This window comes from Vibrio sp. ABH4_348, assembly GCF_056159765.1.
Genome location: NZ_JBSWVW010000001.1, coordinates 1,923,710 through 1,944,234, shown reverse-complemented (window position 1 = coordinate 1,944,234; position 20,525 = coordinate 1,923,710). Strand labels below are relative to the sequence as shown.

17 protein-coding genes are annotated in these 20,525 nt (G+C 44.8%); 7 read left to right on the top strand and 10 right to left on the bottom strand.

Annotation, left to right across the window (positions count from 1 at the left end; all coding sequences use genetic code 11):
* Nucleotides 1–22 precede the first annotated feature (22 nt).
* Genes ACXAFJ_RS08910 through ACXAFJ_RS08885 form a run of 6 tightly spaced genes read left to right on the top strand, consistent with a single transcriptional unit; the run spans nucleotide 23 to nucleotide 5,009 of the window.
* On the top strand, nucleotides 23–814 hold the full coding sequence (locus ACXAFJ_RS08910) for a DUF3450 domain-containing protein (RefSeq protein WP_475322873.1): 792 nt from the start codon (nucleotides 23–25) through the stop codon (nucleotides 812–814).
* A 2-nt stretch (nucleotides 815–816) separates the two neighbouring features.
* On the top strand, nucleotides 817–2,181 hold the full coding sequence (locus ACXAFJ_RS08905) for a MotA/TolQ/ExbB proton channel family protein (protein WP_475322872.1): 1,365 nt from the start codon (nucleotides 817–819) through the stop codon (nucleotides 2,179–2,181).
* Nucleotides 2,181–2,744 carry a MotA/TolQ/ExbB proton channel family protein gene (locus tag ACXAFJ_RS08900; protein ID WP_475322870.1) on the top strand — a complete coding sequence of 188 codons (564 nt, stop codon included), beginning with the start codon at nucleotides 2,181–2,183 and terminating at the stop codon, nucleotides 2,742–2,744. Before ACXAFJ_RS08905 ends, ACXAFJ_RS08900 begins: the two co-directional genes overlap by 1 nt.
* A complete protein-coding gene (locus ACXAFJ_RS08895) occupies nucleotides 2,741–3,148 on the top strand; it encodes an ExbD/TolR family protein (protein ID WP_475322869.1) in 408 nt (135 codons plus the stop codon). The genes ACXAFJ_RS08900 and ACXAFJ_RS08895 overlap by 4 nt, the downstream gene beginning before the upstream one ends.
* A complete protein-coding gene (locus ACXAFJ_RS08890) occupies nucleotides 3,145–3,792 on the top strand; it encodes an energy transducer TonB (protein ID WP_475322867.1) in 648 nt (215 codons plus the stop codon). The genes ACXAFJ_RS08895 and ACXAFJ_RS08890 overlap by 4 nt, the downstream gene beginning before the upstream one ends.
* Before the next feature lie 14 nt (nucleotides 3,793–3,806).
* Entirely contained in the window at nucleotides 3,807–5,009 is a 1,203-nt protein-coding gene (locus ACXAFJ_RS08885) for a tetratricopeptide repeat protein (RefSeq protein ID WP_475322866.1), read from the top strand.
* A 48-nt stretch (nucleotides 5,010–5,057) separates the two neighbouring features.
* Here ACXAFJ_RS08885 and fepB (ACXAFJ_RS08880) read toward each other — a convergent pair whose 3' ends face one another.
* From fepB (ACXAFJ_RS08880) to rne, 9 genes are all read right to left on the bottom strand, one after another.
* Nucleotides 5,058–5,987, bottom strand: a complete 930-nt coding sequence (fepB, locus tag ACXAFJ_RS08880) for a Fe2+-enterobactin ABC transporter substrate-binding protein (RefSeq protein WP_475324093.1) — start codon at nucleotides 5,985–5,987, stop codon at nucleotides 5,058–5,060.
* Nucleotides 5,988–6,161: 174 nt separating this feature from the next.
* Nucleotides 6,162–6,977: an ABC transporter ATP-binding protein gene (locus tag ACXAFJ_RS08875; protein ID WP_475322865.1), complete on the bottom strand. Its 816-nt coding sequence runs from the start codon at nucleotides 6,975–6,977 to the stop codon at nucleotides 6,162–6,164.
* A gap of 2 nt (nucleotides 6,978–6,979) precedes the next feature.
* The gene (locus ACXAFJ_RS08870) at nucleotides 6,980–8,020 is read right to left on the bottom strand and encodes a FecCD family ABC transporter permease (protein ID WP_475322863.1); all 1,041 of its coding nucleotides are present in this window, start codon (nucleotides 8,018–8,020) and stop codon (nucleotides 6,980–6,982) included.
* Nucleotides 8,017–9,000: a FecCD family ABC transporter permease gene (locus ACXAFJ_RS08865; protein WP_475322862.1), complete on the bottom strand. Its 984-nt coding sequence runs from the start codon at nucleotides 8,998–9,000 to the stop codon at nucleotides 8,017–8,019. Before ACXAFJ_RS08865 ends, ACXAFJ_RS08870 begins: the two co-directional genes overlap by 4 nt.
* Nucleotides 9,001–9,010: 10 nt before the next feature.
* Nucleotides 9,011–9,946: a Fe2+-enterobactin ABC transporter substrate-binding protein gene (gene fepB / locus ACXAFJ_RS08860; protein WP_475322861.1), complete on the bottom strand. Its 936-nt coding sequence runs from the start codon at nucleotides 9,944–9,946 to the stop codon at nucleotides 9,011–9,013.
* Nucleotides 9,947–10,005: 59 nt separating this feature from the next.
* The gene (locus ACXAFJ_RS08855) at nucleotides 10,006–10,827 is read right to left on the bottom strand and encodes a siderophore-interacting protein (protein ID WP_475322860.1); all 822 of its coding nucleotides are present in this window, start codon (nucleotides 10,825–10,827) and stop codon (nucleotides 10,006–10,008) included.
* 265 nt (nucleotides 10,828–11,092) lie between these two features.
* Nucleotides 11,093–13,132, bottom strand: coding sequence for a TonB-dependent receptor (locus ACXAFJ_RS08850; protein ID WP_475322858.1), 2,040 nt, complete (start codon nucleotides 13,130–13,132; stop codon nucleotides 11,093–11,095).
* 452 nt (nucleotides 13,133–13,584) lie between these two features.
* Nucleotides 13,585–15,144 carry a SulP family inorganic anion transporter gene (locus tag ACXAFJ_RS08845; protein ID WP_475322857.1) on the bottom strand — a complete coding sequence of 520 codons (1,560 nt, stop codon included), beginning with the start codon at nucleotides 15,142–15,144 and terminating at the stop codon, nucleotides 13,585–13,587.
* A gap of 261 nt (nucleotides 15,145–15,405) precedes the next feature.
* Nucleotides 15,406–18,345, bottom strand: a complete 2,940-nt coding sequence (gene rne / locus ACXAFJ_RS08840) for a ribonuclease E (RefSeq protein ID WP_475322855.1) — start codon at nucleotides 18,343–18,345, stop codon at nucleotides 15,406–15,408.
* A 574-nt stretch (nucleotides 18,346–18,919) separates the two neighbouring features.
* On the opposite strand from rne, the gene rluC reads away from it, so the two are divergent.
* The gene (gene rluC, locus ACXAFJ_RS08835) at nucleotides 18,920–19,867 is read left to right on the top strand and encodes a 23S rRNA pseudouridine(955/2504/2580) synthase RluC (protein ID WP_475322854.1); all 948 of its coding nucleotides are present in this window, start codon (nucleotides 18,920–18,922) and stop codon (nucleotides 19,865–19,867) included.
* Here the strand turns inward: rluC and ACXAFJ_RS08830 are convergent.
* On the bottom strand, nucleotides 19,864–20,460 hold the full coding sequence (locus ACXAFJ_RS08830; protein ID WP_475322852.1) for a Maf family protein: 597 nt from the start codon (nucleotides 20,458–20,460) through the stop codon (nucleotides 19,864–19,866). The two genes, rluC and ACXAFJ_RS08830, sit on opposite strands and share 4 nt — an antisense overlap.
* Nucleotides 20,461–20,525 lie beyond the last annotated feature (65 nt).

Here is a 20,525-nt window from a genome sequence, read left to right as displayed (position 1 = left end):
ATGATTCTCATTAGTATTTTAGGTGTCTGAAACCACGGCGTTTAACCAAATGACAATTCTTAAGTACTCCATTCCTGTCCCTGCAATATTAGCGTTATTCCTCTCCAATTCCGCATTTGCAATTGAACAGGCTCAATCAGTGATAGAAAAAACCAATGTTGATACAGCTGCTAGCCAAAAGAGAATTGATAAGTCCTCTGAAAGAGCGTTAGAGCTTCAGTCTGACTTGGAGCTTCTCCAGCGTGAAGTTGAGAATATGACTATCTACAAGAACCATCTAGCATCTATGGTTGAGAATCAAAATGGAGAATTAGCTTCGTTACAAAAACAAATTGATGAGGTGAATGATACGCGCAAAGGTGTGGTGCCTCTGATGTATACCATGCTGGATTCGTTGAAGTTATTCATTGAACAAGACAAACCTTTGAAAAAAAACCAACGCTTGGACCGTGTGGTTGACCTTGAGTTTATGATGACTCGCGCGGACGTAAGTGAGGCTGAGAAATTCCGAAGAATCTTAGAAGCGTTCCAAATTGAAATTGACTACGGCAATAAAATTGCTCGCTTTGATGACACCTTAAACATTGATGGTTCAACTCGCTCTGTTGAAGTGTTTCACCTTGGTGGGGTTTCTTTGCTTGCGAGAAGTTTCGAACGCACCAATTACTGGGCTTGGAACGATAAATCTCGCGCTTGGGTTGCTGTAGACCCAGCGCAACACCGTGAGTTAGAAAAAGCCTACGACATTGCCGCTAACAAAGCCGCGCCATCTCTTCTGTCATTGCCTATCTCTGCACAACAAGGAGGCAAGTGATCATGCGACCTTACAAATTTCTAATCGTCACCTTTATTTTTGCTATCTCTTTGGTTTCATCGATTCAAGCAGATGTATTAAGCGATGCCAAGAGCATTCAAGCTAAAGAAAATGCCCACGATCAGTCTCGTGAACAAGGTTTTGCTCAAACTGAAGCGGCACTTAAAAAGAAAATTGCTCAGCTACAGGCTAAGCGTAAGTCGCTGCAAAGTGAAACGGATAAGTTGACGGACACCTTTTCTGACAACGAGGAAAAGCTGGCTGGTTTGGAAGAAAAACTCAGGCTGGAAACAGGTAGCCTGGGCGAAGTCTTCGGAGTGGTTAGACAAAATGCCAAAGAGTTGCAAAGCCATTTGGCTTCATCGATTACTAGCCCAGAACTTAGCGATGAAAATGGTTCAGTCGACCAAATTGTCGCTGAAAGCGAATTACCTTCCATTGAACAGTTAACGGGGCTTTGGAAAGCGTTCGAAGGTCAAATCATTGCGAGTAGACAAATTGCAGACGTAACGATTCCACTCGTTAACAGTGAAGGCCAGTCCGAACAAGTTAATGCAAAGCGAGTGGGCCTTTTTGCTCTGATAGGAAAAGACGGATATTACAGTTGGGATTCAGACCGTCAGGTTGCGCGTACTTATCTATCACTGCCGGATTCGGTGCCGACTTTAGTCTCAGTCTCTCCTTTGGTTGATTCTGGTTTGCAACAGCTTGAAATTGACCCTTCTAAAGGTGAAATCCTTTCGCAGTTGGCTCAGTCACCAACCTTGCAAGACCGCTTTGAAGCGGGTGGCATTATCGGAAAAATCATTGTCGGTTTATTAGCCATAGGACTGATTATTGCGTTGGTTCGTGGGGTGAGCTTGTTCTGGAGTAGTGTCGCGATAAATCGTCAACTTAAGACACCAAACAATATAAAGAACAACGCACTAGGTCGCATTCTATCTGTTTACCAATCTGACAAAGCTCGCAGTGTTGAAGCATTAGAACTACGTCTTCTGGAATGTGTTGTCGATGAGCAAGCCAAATTGGAGCGAGGGCTATCAATGCTCAAGCTATTTGCTGCTCTGGCTCCTATGTTGGGACTACTGGGTACCGTCACCGGTATGATAGAAACCTTCCAAGTCATTACTCAGTTTGGCAACGGTGATCCAAAAGTCATGGCAGATGGAATCTCAATGGCTCTTGTCACCACAGTGCTAGGATTGGTGGCGGCGATGCCACTGTTGTTTGCTCACAATGTGTTAAGCAGCAAAGCAGAATCCGTTCGAACCATCCTGGAGAAGCAGGGTATTGGGCTTGTTGCTCAACAAGCTGAGCGCGATTCAAAACAATCAGCTAATCCTGAGTTGATCGCGAGTGCAGCTTAATGAGCGTTGTCGATCTACTTTATCAATGGGTTTTCAGTAGTGAGTCGCTTTGGTGGCTTAGGGATCTCCCTCTCTTCCTTGAGCAAGGCGGCCCTGTCCTACTGGCTTTGGCGAGTGTGGTATTGCTTTTTTGGCTGTTAACCTTTGAGAGAATTGCATTTCTATTGATTTCATTTCCGTCACTCAAAAAGCAATGGCACAAAAAGTGGTTGGCGCGCACCGATCATGAATCTTGGTACGCCACATCATTAAGAGATGCGTGGTTGTCTGAAGCCAGTTTGAGTCTGAAAAGAAACCTGTCGTTAATGAAGTTATTGGTGGCGGTCTGTCCAATGTTGGGGCTACTAGGAACCGTCACTGGCATGATTAGCGTATTCGACATCATGGCGCAGCAGGGCAGTAGTGACCCCAAGCTAATGGCATCCGGTATATCGATGGCAACGTTGCCAACGATGGCTGGAATGGTGGCGGCGTTGGCTGGCATGTTTGCTCACGCACGAGTAGTAAAAGCTTGTCAGAAAAAAGAACAAGCACTTGAAAAGTTGTTAAGAGGTCAATCATGAGACTTGGACGCAGAAACACCAACAACGATGAAGCGCAAGTAGATTTAACATCTATGCTCGATATCGTATTCATAATGTTGATCTTTTTCATTGTTACCAGCTCATTTGTAAGAGAATCTGGCGTGGATGTAAACCGACCTCAAGCCTCACATTCGACGGTTAAAAAGGATGCAGGCGTATTTATTGCCATCACCGCTTCGAATGATGTCTACATTGATAAACGCATTGTTGATGTTGAACGGGTTCAAGCCACTCTCGAAACCTTGGTGATTGATAACCCAGATGCCTCACTTGTTATTCAAGCTGATGAACACGCTTACAACGGAACTGTGGTTAAGGTTATGGATGCGGCTAAAGGGGCGGGAATTCAAAATATTGCATTGGCGACGGAGTCGGCGCAGTGATTCGGCTTATGATCTCAATACCCATTGCTATTGCGGTTACTATCGCATTGTTTTTATTTATGGCGTTTATGGTCGATAGGGGTGAAGTTCAAACACAACCCAAACAAGAGAACCTCAGTTTCAACTTGGTCATGGTAGAACAAGAGTCGACGTTGCAACGCCGAAAGCGCAGTGTCCCTGAACCACCGCCAACTCCGGAGATGCCAACGCCCACTCCACAATCTAATCCACTCGTTAATCCAACTCCGACTCAGGTCAACATGAATCCCGTTGCAACCAACGTAGAGTTGGGAAATGTTGGGATTGAAGTACCTAGTTTGGGTAAGTTTAGTGTGACCAAAGTGGCGGCTCCGCCTGCTCCTAAAGCAGCTCCGGTGTCTGTAGAAACTGTCAAACTCAGTCCACTAAAGCCGGTGACACCGAATTACCCACCTCGAGCACTGAAAAGACGAATTCAAGGCGAAGTAACGCTTAAATTTGATGTCGATACCAACGGCTCGCCAATTAATATCGAGATAGTCGATGCCAATCCGCAACGAATTTTTAACCGGGAAGCGACTCGGGCACTTAAGCGAGCAAAATACCCAACTGATGGCGCCAATGTGGTAGTCGGACAAACATTAACTATTGAGTTCAAATTGTGAAGTCGATGAGCATGATGAAAACTAAAATAGTAAAACACAGTTTTTCGCTGTTAGTGGCGTTTGCCGCTATTGGTGCTCAAGCAAATGAGCTTAAGCCCAGCACAGCTAAAATAGTACAAAAATCTCAAGAGTTCGCGGCTCTAGAGCAATACAAACAAGCAATTCAAGTTTTAAATGATGCCAGTCCATCGAGTGACTTTGCACGATCGTATCTTGCGAATATGAGAGGGATTTATTCCTGGCAATTAGGAGATGCAGACAGTGCGATCAAATTCTTGACTCAAGTGGTCGAGTTAGCCGTGTTTGACCAAAAGGAAATCTGGAAGACGACTAAAATGGTTGCTGACCTCCATTTGACTGAGGGTCATTACCAGAAAGCCATTTCATACTATCGAAAATTGGTAGATGACCCACTTTCGACCAAAGATCAAAAACAGTTGCTTCATTACCGTCTGGCTCAGAGCTACTACCAATTGGAGAAATGGCAACCCTCTCTGGTGGCACTCAACATGGCGGAGAAGCTTGGAAAAATCGTAGACAAGTCGTTTTTGACCATGCGCTATGGAGCTCAAATGCAACTAGAGCGATGGAAAGAGGCGATTCCAACCGTGAAAAGCCTACTGGCATTGGAGCCAAAAAACTATGCCTGGTGGAAGCAGCTAACACAGCTTTATTTACAGACTCAAAACAACACAAAAGCCTTGGCAACTTTGACACTTGCAGACAGCCAAAATATTGAACTATCTCGATCAGATAACGTGCTGATGGCCCAACTTGCAAGCCAACAAAAGATGCCTGAGCGGTCTGCTCGCCTGTTTGCTGAGATTGAGGGGGTTGAGCAAGACCAGCAACTGGTCATACAAATGGCGTCTAATTGGCAGCAGGCGAAAGAGTGGGACCTCGCCGCGCAAGCGTGGTTATCGGCAGCAAAGTTTGATAAGAAGTATTTTTGGAATGCCGCACAGGTACAAATGCAGTCGGCTGACTATAAAAATGCTATTGCTACATTAAACCAAGTGGGTGATCGCAAGTTGCAATTTAAGGTAAAGTTGGCGAAAACTCGCGCTTACTACAAACTTGACCGATTAGATGATGCGCTCGCTAGCGCAAAGCAGGCTAACGAGCTGAAAAATGATAAACAAGCAGAAAACTGGGTTAAGTATCTAACTCAGCTCAAGAACCGCAATACAGCCGCAACAACGTCCAAATCTGGCTAATCATTTTAACAGTGTATGAAAACCACCTTCCGAGGAAGGTGGTTTTTTTTAGTATTTACCGTTAGAAAAGACGGTATGGATATGACTTAAAATCTTTACCGCACTGAATCTATCGATTCTGAATGAATTTTTACCTAATCCATACACTTGGTCGTTCACCACCGAAGGTACGTTAACCAATATAGGCTCAGCTTTAAATTTCTCAGCTCTTGTGTTGTCGTCTTCAAGTATGAATGTGGTGTCTGCTTTTAGCAGAGTGAGGGTTTCAAATTGAACTCTTAAAAAGTCTTTAAGTCGGATTGGTGCTGCTTGCCATTCTGCGTTTGGTGCTTCTAATTCAAAACCCAGCTGCTTTAGCAGTGTTGCGTGTGCACCAAATGGTTGGGCAATGTAGTTTAAAGCGCCGGCACCTTCATAACTGATAACGTTAATCTTACCTTCTGGGATAGTGATTTCTCTTTTTACCTTCGCAACAAAGCGATTAAATTCATCAATACTTTGAACAGCCTTATTCTCTGTACCCAGTGCTTGGCCAAGTTGAATGGCCATCGACTGCCAAGATTGATTGCTGTAATCGAGCACTATCGTTGGCGCGATTTTTTGTAGTTTTGGAAGAATGTCGATAACTGCGTCACCTCCGGTCGCTGCGACGACGATGAGATCTGGAGCCTCCGAGTAAACCATTTCCAAATCATGGGTACCAGCAGGCCACAATGGCTTGAGCTTTTGCAATTTGGCAAAATTCGCCCATTGCTCAAAAAACTTACCGTTCATCGCAGTTGCAGTTGCGGTCACTGGCGCGTCGATCGCGAGTAAAGTCCCTGTGATAGTAACCGAGGTAGAGAGGATTCTTTTGGGCTGTGACTCGATTTTGGTAAACGAACCGTCAGCATTTTCGAATAGCCTTGGCCATTCAGAAGAAGCAAAGACAGATTGAGAAAACAAGGCTAAGGCTATGACTATAAAAGACTGTAGAATTTTCATAAAAATAATTTGTTTAATTGAGTTTTTAATAAATATTTGAAGCGCTAATTGTTTGGCTGAAGTTATTCTATTTTTTGCTAATCAATAGCGTTTCGACTGTGTTTGCTCAGTTCACTTTCTGTGTAATAAATTGATAAATCTGGATTTTCATATGACTGCCAATCAGCGTCACTTAGCACTGACTGGGATCACCATTGGTGTGTTTGTCACTGGGTCAGGAATGATTTTACTGTGGATACCAAAGACCTGTTGAATTAACTCCTTATTGATAATCTGGTCTGGCGTGCCTTTTGCGGTAAGTTGACCACCCTTTAGGAAAATCAAATGGTCGGCGTATCGGCATGCGTGGTTTAGATCGTGAAGAACCGCAACCACGGTCTTGCCGTGTTTTTTATTGAGCATCTGAAACAAATCCAACAGTTCTAACTGATGGCTGACATCAAGATAGGTGGTGGGTTCATCGAGTAGTAAGGTATCGGTTTCTTGCGCTAACAACATGGCCACCCAGACGCGTTGGCGCTGTCCGCCTGAAAGCTCTGAAACATCTCTGCTTGCCAACGGCTGGATATCGGTCAAATCCATTGCATTTTGAACGGCTAATTCGTCCTCCTCACTCCACTGTCTTAACATCGATAAATAGGGGTAACGCCCCCGCGATACCAGTTCTTGCACACTCAGAGAGTCAGGCGCTTGCGAAGACTGAGCCAATAACCCAACCGATTGTGCATAGCGTTTAGCGGGGATGGTGTTTATGTCGTTGCCTTGAAACAAGACGTTTCCTTTTTGTGGTTGAATCACTTTACATAAGCTTTTAAGTAAAGTGGATTTTCCACAGCCATTGGGGCCAATAATGACAGTAAATTTACCTTGTGGGATCTCTACCTCTAGGTTTTCACATACCCTGTGGTTGTCGTAGGCCAAGGTGACGTTTTTTGCACAAAGGTGTCCTTGTGCGTTTTTGTTATGGGTGTTTTGACTATGCATTTTTATTTTTTTGACCGGATTAGGTAGAGAAGGTAAACGCCACCCAGGATTCCGGTGACACGTCCAATAGGCAGAACAAACGAGGTGGACACAATTTGGGTAACAACATCAGCGCACAAAATCAAAAGTGCACCAATTAGCCCGCTGCCAACGATGGTAACGTTGGATGAGCCAAGAACTCGTTTAGCCAAGTGCGGCGCTGCCAATGCAATGAACGCGATTGGGCCGGCAGCACCCGTTGCCAGCGAGGCGAGCACAACGGATGAAAAGATAGCAATGCGTCGTGTGTTCTTTGTCGATATACCCAGTGCGCGAGAGCAGTCTTCACCCATTTCCATGTAGGTTAATGAGCGTGAGATTCTTAGCGCTATCGGAGTCAGTATTAGCACACCTACTAGTGTTGGTATCGCATGCCACCAGGTTCGTGAATGAAGTGAACCAGACAACCAAAGATTGGCCGTTGCCGCTAAATCGATATCACCGATCACAATCAACAAGTTATTAATTGCTGTCAGTAACGTGCCAATGCCAATACCAATTAACACTAAACGCTGCGTCCCAATCTGACCGTCACGATGGGCCATTAGATAGACCAATAAGGATGTAATTAGACCGCCAAATACTGCTGCAATGGAGACCTCTAACGTATTGCCTTGGAAAATGATAATTTGGGTTAGCGCACCTGTTGCCGCCCCCGATGTGAAGCCGACAATATCTGGCGAGCCCAAAGGGTTGCGAGCGATCGATTGAAATAAGGCACCAGAAATTCCTAGAGCCATACCAGCAAACACCGCTGTAACAATTCGGGGAGTGCGTATATCAAACAATATCTTGTGCTGAACAGGTGTGAGTACCGATTCGCTACTCAGCCAATTAGTAAGGATCAGCTCGGTGGAAATAGGAAATCGACCGACGGTGAGTGCAAACACACATAAGCATACAAGCGCTACTGTGGCAAAGCTAAGTGTGAATGCGGTGCGCCAGTAAAGACGAGTCGATAACGGGCCTAGCTGCCACATTACCCAAGATTTGGATGACATCATATGCGAAACTTCCATCGTCGAACTAACAAGACAAATACTGGGGAGCCAATCACAGCCACCATGATGCCAGCACTTACCTCTCCTGGATGGTGAATGACGCGACCGACAACATCAGCAAATAGAAGCAGCATGGCAGAGAATAGGGCTGAAAATGGCAACAGTTTCTTAAGGTCATTACCGACCAATAGTCTCGCCAAATGAGGGCCGATGAGTCCCAAAAAACTTATTGGCCCTGCGGCAGCAGTCGCGACACCTGAGAGAAAGGTAATGATAAGTAGGCTTAACAGCCACACTTTAACCACATTGACACCCATGCTCACACTATGTTCTTGCCCCAAGATGATTTGGTTCAGGTCAGGTAAGATAAATGCCGTCACTATCAGACAAATCGAGCAAATGATGGCTGTTGGTAGCAAGACGTCAAACCCACGACCTTGCAAGGAGCCAATCACCCAGTGACGAAATAAATCAAAGACTTCTTGCTCGCTATTGATGGTTATCAGTTTAGTCAGTGACAAAAAGACAACAGTTATTGCAGAGCCGGCCAACAGCAGCCTGACTGGGTCCACGCCTTGTTTACCTAGTGATAAAAAGTAAACCAGAGCTCCTCCACCAGCTGCGCCGAATAAGCCAAATATCATGTATTGCGAAAAACTGATCAGCTCTAAAGTGGCAATAGCTGCCACTACCGCCAACATTGCCCCTGCATTGACGCCCAAAATTCCCGGCTCAGCGAGCGGATTGCGGGTTAACGTTTGCATCACAATGCCAGCGACGCCCAATGCAACCCCGATCAATATCGCTAATAAGGTGCGCGGTAGCCGAAGGTTTTGCACAATGAGATGCTGGCTATTGGATGAATCAAATGAGACAAAAGTGTTGATCACCTCGTTGGGACTAATCATTTGTGAGCCAAGAGAAAGACTTAGCCCTGCAAGAAAGACTATCCAAATAGTGATAAACACGAACACTCTGAACATGTTGTTGATTTCAATCTTTTATTGTGGAGAAGTTTTCGTGAATTTGGCTCAGAATTTCTACCGCGCTAAATCTATCAATGCGAAACGATGATCTACCCAGACCGTACACTTGCTGATTCACAACAGAAGGCACATTCGCAAGAACTGGATCTGCAATAAACTCGATAGCTCTAGATTGGTCAGCAGCAAGTAAGAAAGTGGTCTCGGCGTTGAGTTGGGTAATGGCCTCAAAATGAACGCGCAAAAAGTCCTTATGACGTGATGGTGCCGCTGACCATTCGTCTTTCGGTGCTTCAACTTCAAATCCAAGCTGACTTAGTAAAGTGGCATGAGCGCCATAAGGTTGTGCAATGGCATTAATTGCACCAGCACCTTGGTAGCTAACGATATTGATCTTTTTGCTAGGTAGAGTGATGTTTTGCTTAACTTTCGCTAAGAAACTATTGAATTCATTAATACTTTTTGTCGCATTCTCTTCGATTCCAAGCGCTCCGCCCAATTGAATAGCAAGTGATTGCCAAGACTGATTACTGTAATCAATGATGATGGTCGGTGCTATTTGATTGAGTTCGGCAACAAGATCTTTAACTGAGTCAGCCCCAGTCGCCGATACCACGATTAGGTCAGGTGCTTCGCCGTAGACCATCTCCAAATCTGGGCTACCGGCCGCCCAGAGAGCATTCACTTTCTTAAGTTTTGCCATGTTGTCCCACTGAGAGAAAAACTTACCATTGGCCGCTGCAGAGCTGGCAACCACGGGAGCATCAATCGCCAACAAAGTGCCTGTTGTGGTTACTGTTGTTGACACTATGCGTTCAGGTTTAGCGGGAATATTCGTGATGGTTCCATCAGCATTTTTGAACTGTCTTGGCCAATCATCACTGGCCTGTACATTGAAAATGACAGTGAAAAGTAAAACGGTGAAAAGGGAAATAATCTTGTTCATAACAAACTCATAGATAAAGATAAAATACGGCTAAATTTCTATTGGACTTTTCTATTGCGCTAAGCGTAATGCTCGTCCATCACTACGTGGCGTTCATCGTGATATTGGTCTTCGTGCTCACCTCGTTTCCAGTAGGGAATGGCATACAGGGATTTACTGTTTAAACTGTATTGTTTTTTTAGCCAGTTTCGACATTCGATAACGGTTGTGTTTTCGCCAGCGACAAACGCTGAGACCGTCTTAGCATGGGTTGGAACATTGTGGTTTTTGACAGCGTTAACTAAAGGATGCTTATTTTGTTTTGGATCGCGGATTAACCAATCAATACCGATATTTGAGGGCTTTTCGAAATCGTGAATATCATCTGGATGGTCAATCTCTACAAATATATGTCCAGCTGCATCAGTGCTTAGTTGAGACACGATGGCAGAAATAGCAGGTAACGCGGTTAGGTCACCTACTAAAAGGTGCCAATCACTTGGCGCCAGCAGAGGATCTGGACCTGCGGGACCAACCATACCAATTTGGTCACCTTGTTGAGCATGAACAGCCCATCCAGATGCCGGGCTTTTATCACCGTGAATAACAAAATCGACGTCAATTTCGTTTAGCTCATGTCGAACATCTCTCACGGTATAAGCACGAGTAACCGGCTTGTTTTGTGGCCAGGTGATTTTTCCATCTTCTAAGACTGGCAGCTCGAGTGTCTGACTGGTTTGATTGGGAAAAAACAGTTTGATGTGTGCGCCCAAACGAGACTTGGAAAATGCTGTGGCAGCGTCGCAAGAAAACGTCACTCTCATCAGGTGGGGAACAATAAGCCGTTTACGTAGACAGGTAATCACTTCTGGAGTGATACGAGAGGGTTTTTCGGTAGTCATAATAAGTACTTACTTGCCAAATTTTCGCTAATGTAATTACTTCTCATTTGTAATTGCATCGATAATTTTCAGCAAAATATTGGAATGAGATATATGTCACTTTTGATAAAATGGTTGCATTAAAATTACATTAATATTGGATGTGTTTTGTCCAGCTATCAGTTTTGTAGATTTCTGATATGACAACCAAAGCTCTCCAATTCTTCCCTTGGAGAGCTTCAGTATTAAGCTGGATTTAATCCACTCAGTTTCTGGTCATCGATGACTAGAAGTTCAGCTCAAGTGACGCACCAACCAAACGGGGCTCTTGAACTAGTGGTTGGTCAGGAATTCTTATGCTGAAGTAGTTAGTTTCTTTGTTGCTATCAAATACGTTGGTTGCAAATAACGACACCTTGCCACTTTCAAATGCATAGCTGAGTTGAACATTGGTTGTCGAATAGCTGTCGATTTTAATCTGCTCTGTATTTGATAAATCAGTGAAGTAATCACCACTAAATGACGTGTTAAAGCTAGAGAATAGATTCTCAGTGATGTAGTACGAAGCACCTAGGTTTGCGGTAACACTTGGCGAACGCGGTAGTTCACGCTCTTTACCACCCTGAGCTGCGGTTTCCTTAAACTCAGTTTTTAATAAACCTATATTAGAAAACACCTCGATATCGTCAGTTAGGTAGTACTGAATACCTAGTTCAGCACCAAATGTTCGAGCGTCATCTACATTGGCAATAAAGACGTAACCGTCGTCCGCGTTTTGTTGCAGCTGTATGTTGTCATAGTCGTTGAAGAATAGATTGGCAGTAAACAACCCGGTGTTATCAGCAAAACCAACTTTACTGTACAACTCGTAGTTGATGACGGATTCTTCATCGAATTGGTACGCGCGATGTGGTCTGCGTGCTTGAGTAGTATCAAAGCTTACACCGGCTGCACCAGCGTTATACCCTTTAGCGATTTTGAATCCAAAGGTCGATGTATCTGAAAACCTGTAACCTAAATCTAACTTTGGAAGAAATACCGATTCTTTGTTGTTGTAATCTAGATCTACGACATCAAGCTTTGCAATTCGGGTTTTTTCTTCCTGTTCAAACCTTAAACCCAATGTGGAGAAAAATGCCCCTGAATCATAAGTACCCTCAGTGAACAGTGAGTAGGTTTCCGATTCATCTTTCATCGGTTGGGATGTCGTCGGATTGTAGTACAGTCGCTCGTCTTGATCATAAGCTGAATATCTTCCACCAAATAGACCTTTGAAACTTCCCGACGTATTTTGGAATCTAAGTAATGGCTCAATGGTAATCTCGTCGGTTTCAACGTCATATGCGTAGTCGCTATCTGGGCTACTACGAACGTACCCAGATTGGGTATAGATCAGTGAATTTTCGAGAGAAACGTTTGAATTTAGAGTAATGGATGTAAACCAGTTAAAACTATCGGATGTCGTTTCATAGGAGGGGCGCTCAGCGGTGAACATCCGCGGTCCTATAAGGTTTTCCGATTGTGGTGCCTTTGTATCCATAAAGGTGTAAGACAAAATAGACTTAAAACCCGCCCATTTCTCTGGCGTGATTAACAGTTTTGCTCTGGCTGTGGTGGCGCTAATCTCTCGTGGATCACCTGCTTCTGGATATCCCTCAAGTGCTAAATGACTGAGTTTCTTTTGCTGATCAGCGCTTAAGCGAAACGCAACTTGGTCAGCGATTATCGGAGCTGAGATCATTGCAGAGTTTTGCGAGTATCCACGTTGTCCGATAGCCGTTTTGGCCGAAGACTCAAAATGATAGGTTGGGTCATTGGATTTCAATACAATGGCCCCCGCTGACGAGTTACGGCCTTGAATCAAGCTTTGTGGCCCGACGTAGATTTCAGCCTGTTGCATGTCCCATAGTGATCGTGCTCCGAACGCCATTTCTGTATAGCTAAGCGATCGACCGTCAATACTCAGATTTAGCCGTGATGCAGTTCCTGAAAAACTTGCAAGTCCACCTACTGCGGGGCCAGAACCATCTATACCCCTTAGTGCTGGTAGAAAGTTGTCATTACCGGTATCTGACAAGTTGGGAGTCAGTTTCGCGAGGTCGCGCCAATCTGTTGCGTTTGGTAGTGACTCAATGGTGTCTTGGTCAAAAACTTGAACACTAGAGCTAGTATCGAAGATAGACTTTTCCGTTTTCTCACCAAAAACAACTATGGTCTGGTCGGAGTCTGCAATTACCTGATTGGCAAACAAGGATGAGGCCAATGCTAGATAGATGGGAGATAGATTGAACTTAGAACAACTCTTGGGGTTCGTTAACTTAATCATTTACAACAGTCCTTAACCATAAATCTGCTCTACAGCTCAACATCAACCTGAGCTGTACCACTTTTTTACGGCCATGATTTATTTGATTTTTTTAGGCAGGCGAAATATATGGAGCCGTTTATTTAATGTAAAGAATTCTCATTATCATTTAGGATTAAAAATAATTAATGGAAAATTAATAATCACTGAAGTTTGTCGAGCCGCTAGCCCAATTTGAGAAAGAAAAATGGGTAAGAGTCTCAAGTAAATAAAGGTCTGAGAGGGAAAGCGATGAAACTGGAAGATGTGAGATAAAGATTAACGTGCTTATGATTATATTGTTAGATTCATCAGGAACTTTTAGGTGGGTGTTGACGTGCCACTTAAACTTTATTAGACAATTATTGGACCAAAGATAAAAAAATAGCGACTCTTCGGAGTCGCTATTTTACTCAATAAATTTGTGTGTCCACTTATCCTGCTAGCACATCCGTTGCTACCTTGTAACTCGGATCTTCTTTGACATTGATTTCCACTAGGCTGCCCGCTTTGTGAAGCAATGCGCGACAATCAGGACTCAAATGACGCATGTGTAGAGTTTTACCTGCAGCAGAGTAACGTTCGGCGATAGTTTCAATTGCTTCGATTGCAGAATGATCAGCAACGCGTGAGTTAGCAAAATCGACAATCACGTCTTGTGGGTCATTTGGCGCGTCAAACAGTTCCAAGAAGTTGGCCGCTGAACCAAAGAAGATTGGACCATTTACATGGTACTCTTTGGAACCTTCCGCGTTAACAGAGCTGGTCGCATAGATGTGCTTCGCGTGTTCCCATGCAAACATAAGTGCCGAAGCAATGACACCAACGGCTACCGCTACTGCTAGGTCAGTAAAGACTGTCACCACCGTTACTAGAACAATCACAAAGAAGTCCTGCTTAGGTACGCGACGTGCCAACTTGAATGTTGCCCATTCAAAAGTCCCGATAACCACCATAAACATGACGCCAACCAAAGCTGCTAATGGGATCATTTCAATCAGTGAGGAGGCAAACAGAATGAAGAAAAGCAACATGCCTGCCGCCACAATGCCAGATAAGCGACCACGACCACCCGAATTTACGTTGATCATGGATTGACCAATCATGGCACAGCCGCCCATGGCACCGAACATAGAACAGGTTACGTTCGCCATGCCTTGACCAACACATTCACGGTTAGATTGACCACGAGTATTTGTCATCTCGTCAATAACTGTCAATGTTAACAAGGATTCAATTAGACCAATTGCAGCCAGAATAATGGCATATGGCAAGATGATGCGCAGTGTTTCAAGACTGAAAGGCACTTCTGGAATGGCAAATGTCGGAAGCGAACCTGCTAAGGTGGCTGATTCATCACCTGACATGGTTCGCAGGAAATCTACCACAGTGCGCGTATCTAGATCCAAACCAACGACTAATAGCGTGACGGTGACAATTGCAACCAGAGATGAGGGCACTGCCGTCGTAAGCTTAGGAAGAAAGTGGATAATCGCCATGGTAAGCAACACTAAGCCCATCATAAGGGTTAGATCACCGGAAGGTAACCAAGCCAAGCCACCGTCTTCAGCTGGACCTTTAAATTGTCCAAGTTGAGCGAGGAAAATGACAATCGCCAAGCCATTAACGAAACCAATCATTACTGGGTGTGGAACCATGCGAATAAACTTACCGAGTTTGAATAGACCCGCGGAGATTTGCAGGGCGCCAGCAAGCAAAATGGCAGCAAACAGGTATTGCACACCATGTGTTACGACTAGGCTGGTCATTACGACTGCCATGGCTCCGGTTGCACCGGAAATCATGCCTGGACGACCGCCAAAAATAGAGGTGATTAAACCAACGATAAAGGCGGCATAAAGACCGACCATAGGATCAACATTTGCGACAAAGGCAAATGCAACGGCTTCAGGAACAAGAGCGAGCGCGACAGTTAAGCCGGATAGAATGTCATTTTTTACGGAATGACGGGAAAACTGAGGGAATTCAAACATTGTCGTAGGTTTCAGCTTGTTGTGGGTTCATGAATGCTGTTACCTAAAACTATCCAAAAGGGTAGTGCGCTGTTAATAGCGCCAAACAGTTGGTGGACATTGGAGTCACATTGATAGTGTTGAGGTTTCAGCTTGAGTCGGCGCATCCTACCGAAAAGTGTGATTAAGTTCAATTATAAACCAAGCTTAGCTTATAAATCAGACAGCGGTAGAAGCAAAAAAATGGCTCGCCGAGGCGAGCCATTTTTGTAAACACGAATCTTAGAAATTCGGTTTGGTCATTTCAGCAGACGCTCTGTTAGAGGCCACTTGACTGCCCGCACCACGACCAGCGTAACGTTCAGTTTTTAGCGGTGCTGCAGAAATGATGATCTCATTCAGCGTTGATGTGCCTGGCGCCTTAGCCATAGGTGCAGCTGCATGACCTTTGAATGGCGGCGCGACAGTATCTGCTGTTTCGACAATAGGTGCGCTTACAGTAGGCTCTTCTTGAGTTACGATTGGTTCTACCTCAGCTTGCGCCTCAGCAGTTGTTTCAATCGTGACCTCAACTTGGCTATTTTGAGCCACCACGTCTTCAACCACTTCTTCCACAACTTGTTGTACTGGAGCGGTTTCAACCTCTGCAACCGGAGCTTCTGTCTGAGTTGGCTTTTGTACTGGATTCTCCGCGACCACCTCTGCTAGGTTTTCACGACGAACAATCACTTTACCCATTGCCATTTCAGGCATAGCTACACCAGTAAGCGCAACAACCGTTGCCTCTGTTGCTTCAGCAACCGCGGCTTCGTTGCGAACAGGTTTTTTAGTGATGCCATAGCTTGGCATTACTTTGCCCATTGCCATCTCTGGTGATGCAACACCACCACGGCGCAAACGGAACGGGTTTGGCTTGCGATCACGACCGCGACGACGACGCTGACCGTTGGCTCTCAGGTGACGTGGAGAACGACGGTTACGGCGTTGTTTCCCTTCACCTTTATTCTCTTGCGACTGTTCGTTACGAGCTTGGTTTTCAGATGAAGACTTTTCAACAGTTTCAGCTACCACCGTTGCTTCAGGTGCAACAGCATTCTCTAGTTTAGCTTCTTCAACCGATTGATCCGCGACGCGTACTTTCTTGCTCAGCTTACGACGTTGACGACGCTCTTTTACCTTCTCTGTTTTACGCGATTCAGATTTAGGTTCTTGAGCTTCGGCTGCAATTTGCAATCCTTCTTCTTTTACTTTTGAAGGTTTCGCTGCTTTTTTGCGGTCGTCGTTGCGATCATTTCTCGGTTTGCGGTTAGGCTTACGCTTGTTGCCGTCTTCTAAACGTTCTTCCTTATTGTCGCGTTTATCGCGGTTCTGATCACGGCGTCCATCGCGAGAGCGGTTTCTGCGGCGATCGTTGTTACGACGACGGTGATTGCGGTTTTCACGTTCCTCTTTCTTAGCTGGAGCAGTTTCTTCTTGCTGAGGTTTTTCATCCGCTGCAAAGAATTGACTGATAGCCTTGAAGATTCGAGAGAATAGACCTGGTTTAGCGTCTACAGGTTTTTCTTGCTTGACCTCAGCTTTTGGTGCTGGCGCAGGAGCCGGTGCCGATTGTGCAGGTGCAGCAAAACCTTTCAGAGCGGGTTCTTCAATCTTCTTAGGTTTGACGTCTTCTACAACACTTTCACGTGATTCTGTTTCTTTAATCGAATCTAGCTTCTTAGGAAGTAAGTATGAGAGCAGGTCAAGCTCTTCGCCTTCTCGAACACGAAGCACTTCAAAATGAGGTGTCTCCATGTCTGAGTTAGGAACGATGGTGATCTTCACTTCTTGAATTCGTTCAATGTGATTAATTGAACGACGCTTCTCATTGAGAAGGTAAGATGCAATTGGAACTGGAACCACCGCTAACACTTGAGACGTGTTGTCTTTTAGCGCTTCTTCTTCGATCAATCGCAGTACAGACAGTGCTAACGATTCGTTATCGCGAATGACACCAGTACCGTTACAACGAGGACAAATGTGGCTGCTTGCCTCTGCTAGAGATGGGCTCAAGCGTTGACGAGACATTTCCAAAAGGCCAAAACGAGAGATTCTGCCTATCTGAACGCGTGCACGGTCTAAGCGAACTGCTTCGCGTAGGCGACTTTCTACCTCGCGCTGGTGGCGAACAGGTGTCATGTCGATAAAGTCGATCACAACCAAACCACCCAAATCACGCAGTCTTAGTTGGCGAGCAATTTCGTCCGCAGCTTCTAAGTTAGTGTTGAGTGCGGTTTCTTCGATGTCGCCGCCTTTAGTCGCACGTGCCGAGTTGATATCGATTGATGTCAATGCTTCTGTTGGGTCGATAACAATAGAGCCACCAGATGGTAAGCGAACTTCGCGTTGGAACGCTGACTCAATTTGGCTTTCTATTTGATAGTGACTAAACAGCGGCACTTCACCGTCGTATTTCTTAACGCGGTTTACAAAATCAGGACGCACCAGCTGAATGTGTTGCAGCGCGCGCTCGTGAATCGTGTTGCTATCAATCAGGATTTCACCAATATCACGACGCAAGTAATCACGAATAGCTCGGACAATTACGTTACTTTCTTGGTGAATTAGGAAAGGAGCTTCATTGGAGTCAGAGGCTTCTTTAATCGCATTCCAATGGTTGAGTAGTACGTTTAGGTCCCACTCAAGTTCTTCAGCTGATTTACCGACACCCGCCGTACGAACGATTAGACCCATACCTTGAGGCAATTCTAATGTGCTTAGCGCGGCTTTAAGTTGGGTGCGTTCATCCCCTTCGATTCGGCGTGAAATACCACCGGCACGAGGGTTGTTTGGCATAAGAACTAGGTAACTACCTGCTAGAGAAATAAAGGTGGTCAGTGCCGCCCCTTTGCTGCCGCGTTCTTCTTTTTCAACTTGAACAATAACTTCTTGGCCTTCTTTAAGCACTTCTTTGATGCTTGGACGGCCTTGTTTGTTGTAATCAGAAGGGAAATATTCGCGAGCAATTTCTTTAAGAGGAAGGAAACCGTGTCTTTCTGCGCCATAATCGACAAAAGCAGCTTCTAAACTTGGTTCGATTCGTGTGATTCGACCTTTGTAAATGTTTGCTTTCTTAGATTCGTGTCCAGGACTCTCTATATCGAGATCGAACAGCTTCTGGCCATCAACCAGTGCTACACGCAACTCTTCTTTTTGAGTTGCGTTGATCAACATTCTTTTCATTTTTTAAAAATCTCGTGTCTTTATCTTTTTCGTTTTATTTCTTGTTGCTGGCAGTCGCCATCACGGTGTCAGATCCCATGGCTTAGTTGCAGCCTCCCGGCTGGAGGGATGCTCTTGGACACTTAGTTGCACAAATCCACAATTTTCGGACTCGTGAGCTGATAAAGCAATAACTCTGTAACATGAAGCAGCGACGAGTAAGGCAACAAGGTGAATATCCAGTCTGCGTCTTACGCCGTATGCCGCACTGACTTAGCTATTCGTCTACTCATTACTGACCGCTTTAGAAGGTGTATGTGGATAAATCCTAGCCATTGCCCTCTATAGCAGCTGTGAACTATAGCAGCACGCAATAAACACGGCAATCTGCTTTGTGGATTAGTTCTGAATAATTCGACTTTTGAAAGCAATAACTGACTGATTAATAGATGGTTTAGTTAATAACAATGAAACTGAATTAAATTGTGCTTAAATCTTGTGCGAATCTAGATTGAGAAAAGAACAAGTTAGAGGATTTCGCGAGGATTACACAAGAAAGTGTGATTCAAAACGAATAGCAAGATACAATACCTCCATGAACGAAATTAGAACCTCAGTCCAGTTCGTCGAAATAGACGAAGATATGGCCGGACAACGAATCGATAACTTTTTGCGTAATCAGTTAAAAAATGTGCCCAAGAGCATGATTTATCGAATATTGCGTAAAGGGGAAGTCCGCGTTAACAAAAAACGTATCAAAGCCGAGTACAAGCTCGCGGCTGGCGACAGTGTACGAATTCCTCCAGTGACGGTTTCGGTCAAAGACGAGGCGGTCGCGCCGAGTACAAAGTTGGATCGCGTTGCCGAGTTAGAACACCGGATTATCTATGAAGATGACCATTTATTGGTATTGGATAAACCGTCCGGTACCGCCGTGCACGGTGGATCTGGCTTAAAGTTTGGCGCCATTGAAGCACTTAGAGCATTGCGACCTGAAGCGCGTTTTTTGGAGCTAGTCCATCGGATTGATAGAGATACTTCCGGGATCTTGTTGGTTGCTAAAAAACGCTCTGCACTTCGGTTTTTGCAAACCCAATTTCGCGAAAAAACAGTTAAAAAGTTCTACTTTGCACTGGTAATGGGACGGTGGAACAAGGCAAAAAACGTAGTCAAAGCACCGTTACTAAAGAATGAAGTTAACAGTATTGTTCGTGTCAACCCAAAGGGCAAACCGTCTGAAACTCGTATTAAGGTAATCGAATCGTTTAAAGAAGCGACGTTGATCCAAGCGAGTCCTGTAACTGGTAGAACTCATCAAATTCGTGTTCATACCCAATACAGCGGCCATCCAATTGCTTGGGATGACCGCTATGGGGATGCTCGCTTTGATGCCTATACCGGCAAAGTTGGCCTAGATAGACTGTTTTTGCACGCCGCCAATATCCGTTTTGTTCATCCAAAAACCGAACAATGGATGGAGCTATCAGCGCCTTTAGATAAGCAGATGGAAAACGTGCTGACTGGTTTGAGGAAGCAAGGCTAACTTAATAGATCGATATCAAATTCCAATAGCAATTTGGTCAATTTAATTAGCGGCAATCCGACTAGGGTATTGGGATCTTCAGCGTCTATTTTGTCGAAGAGCGCAATACCCAATCCTTCCGACTTAAAACTGCCAGCGCAATACAAGGGCTGCTCGCGTTCTACATAGTTGCGTATTTGCGCTTGAGTAAGCTGTCGAAAATGAACCTCTACCGTGTCTGTGGTAACGCGATGTGTGCCATCGCTATGCATTAATGCGAGGCCTGTCATAAAGGTAATGGACTTACCACTTTGCTTTGAAAGTTGCTCAATGGCTTTTTCAGTCGTGTAAGGTTTGCCGACGATTTGACCATCAATAATACATACTTGGTCACTGCCGATAATGACGTAGTCGTTTTTTTCCGTCAGCTGAGAGACACAAGCTTTTGCTTTTTCAAGAGATAGTCTCTCTACTAATTGCTTAGGCGTTTCTTGTGCAATCGGGCTTTCATCAATATTCGGAGAAAGTGTGCTAAAGTCTGATGTCAGCTTTTCAAGAAGCACTTTTCTGTAGGGAGAAGTAGAAGCTAGGACCAGCTGAATATCTTGTGTCATATGTAATTAAATCAAAAGAGTCAGGTTGATTACAGGGTACTGACACTCGCGGTAAAAAAGTACTT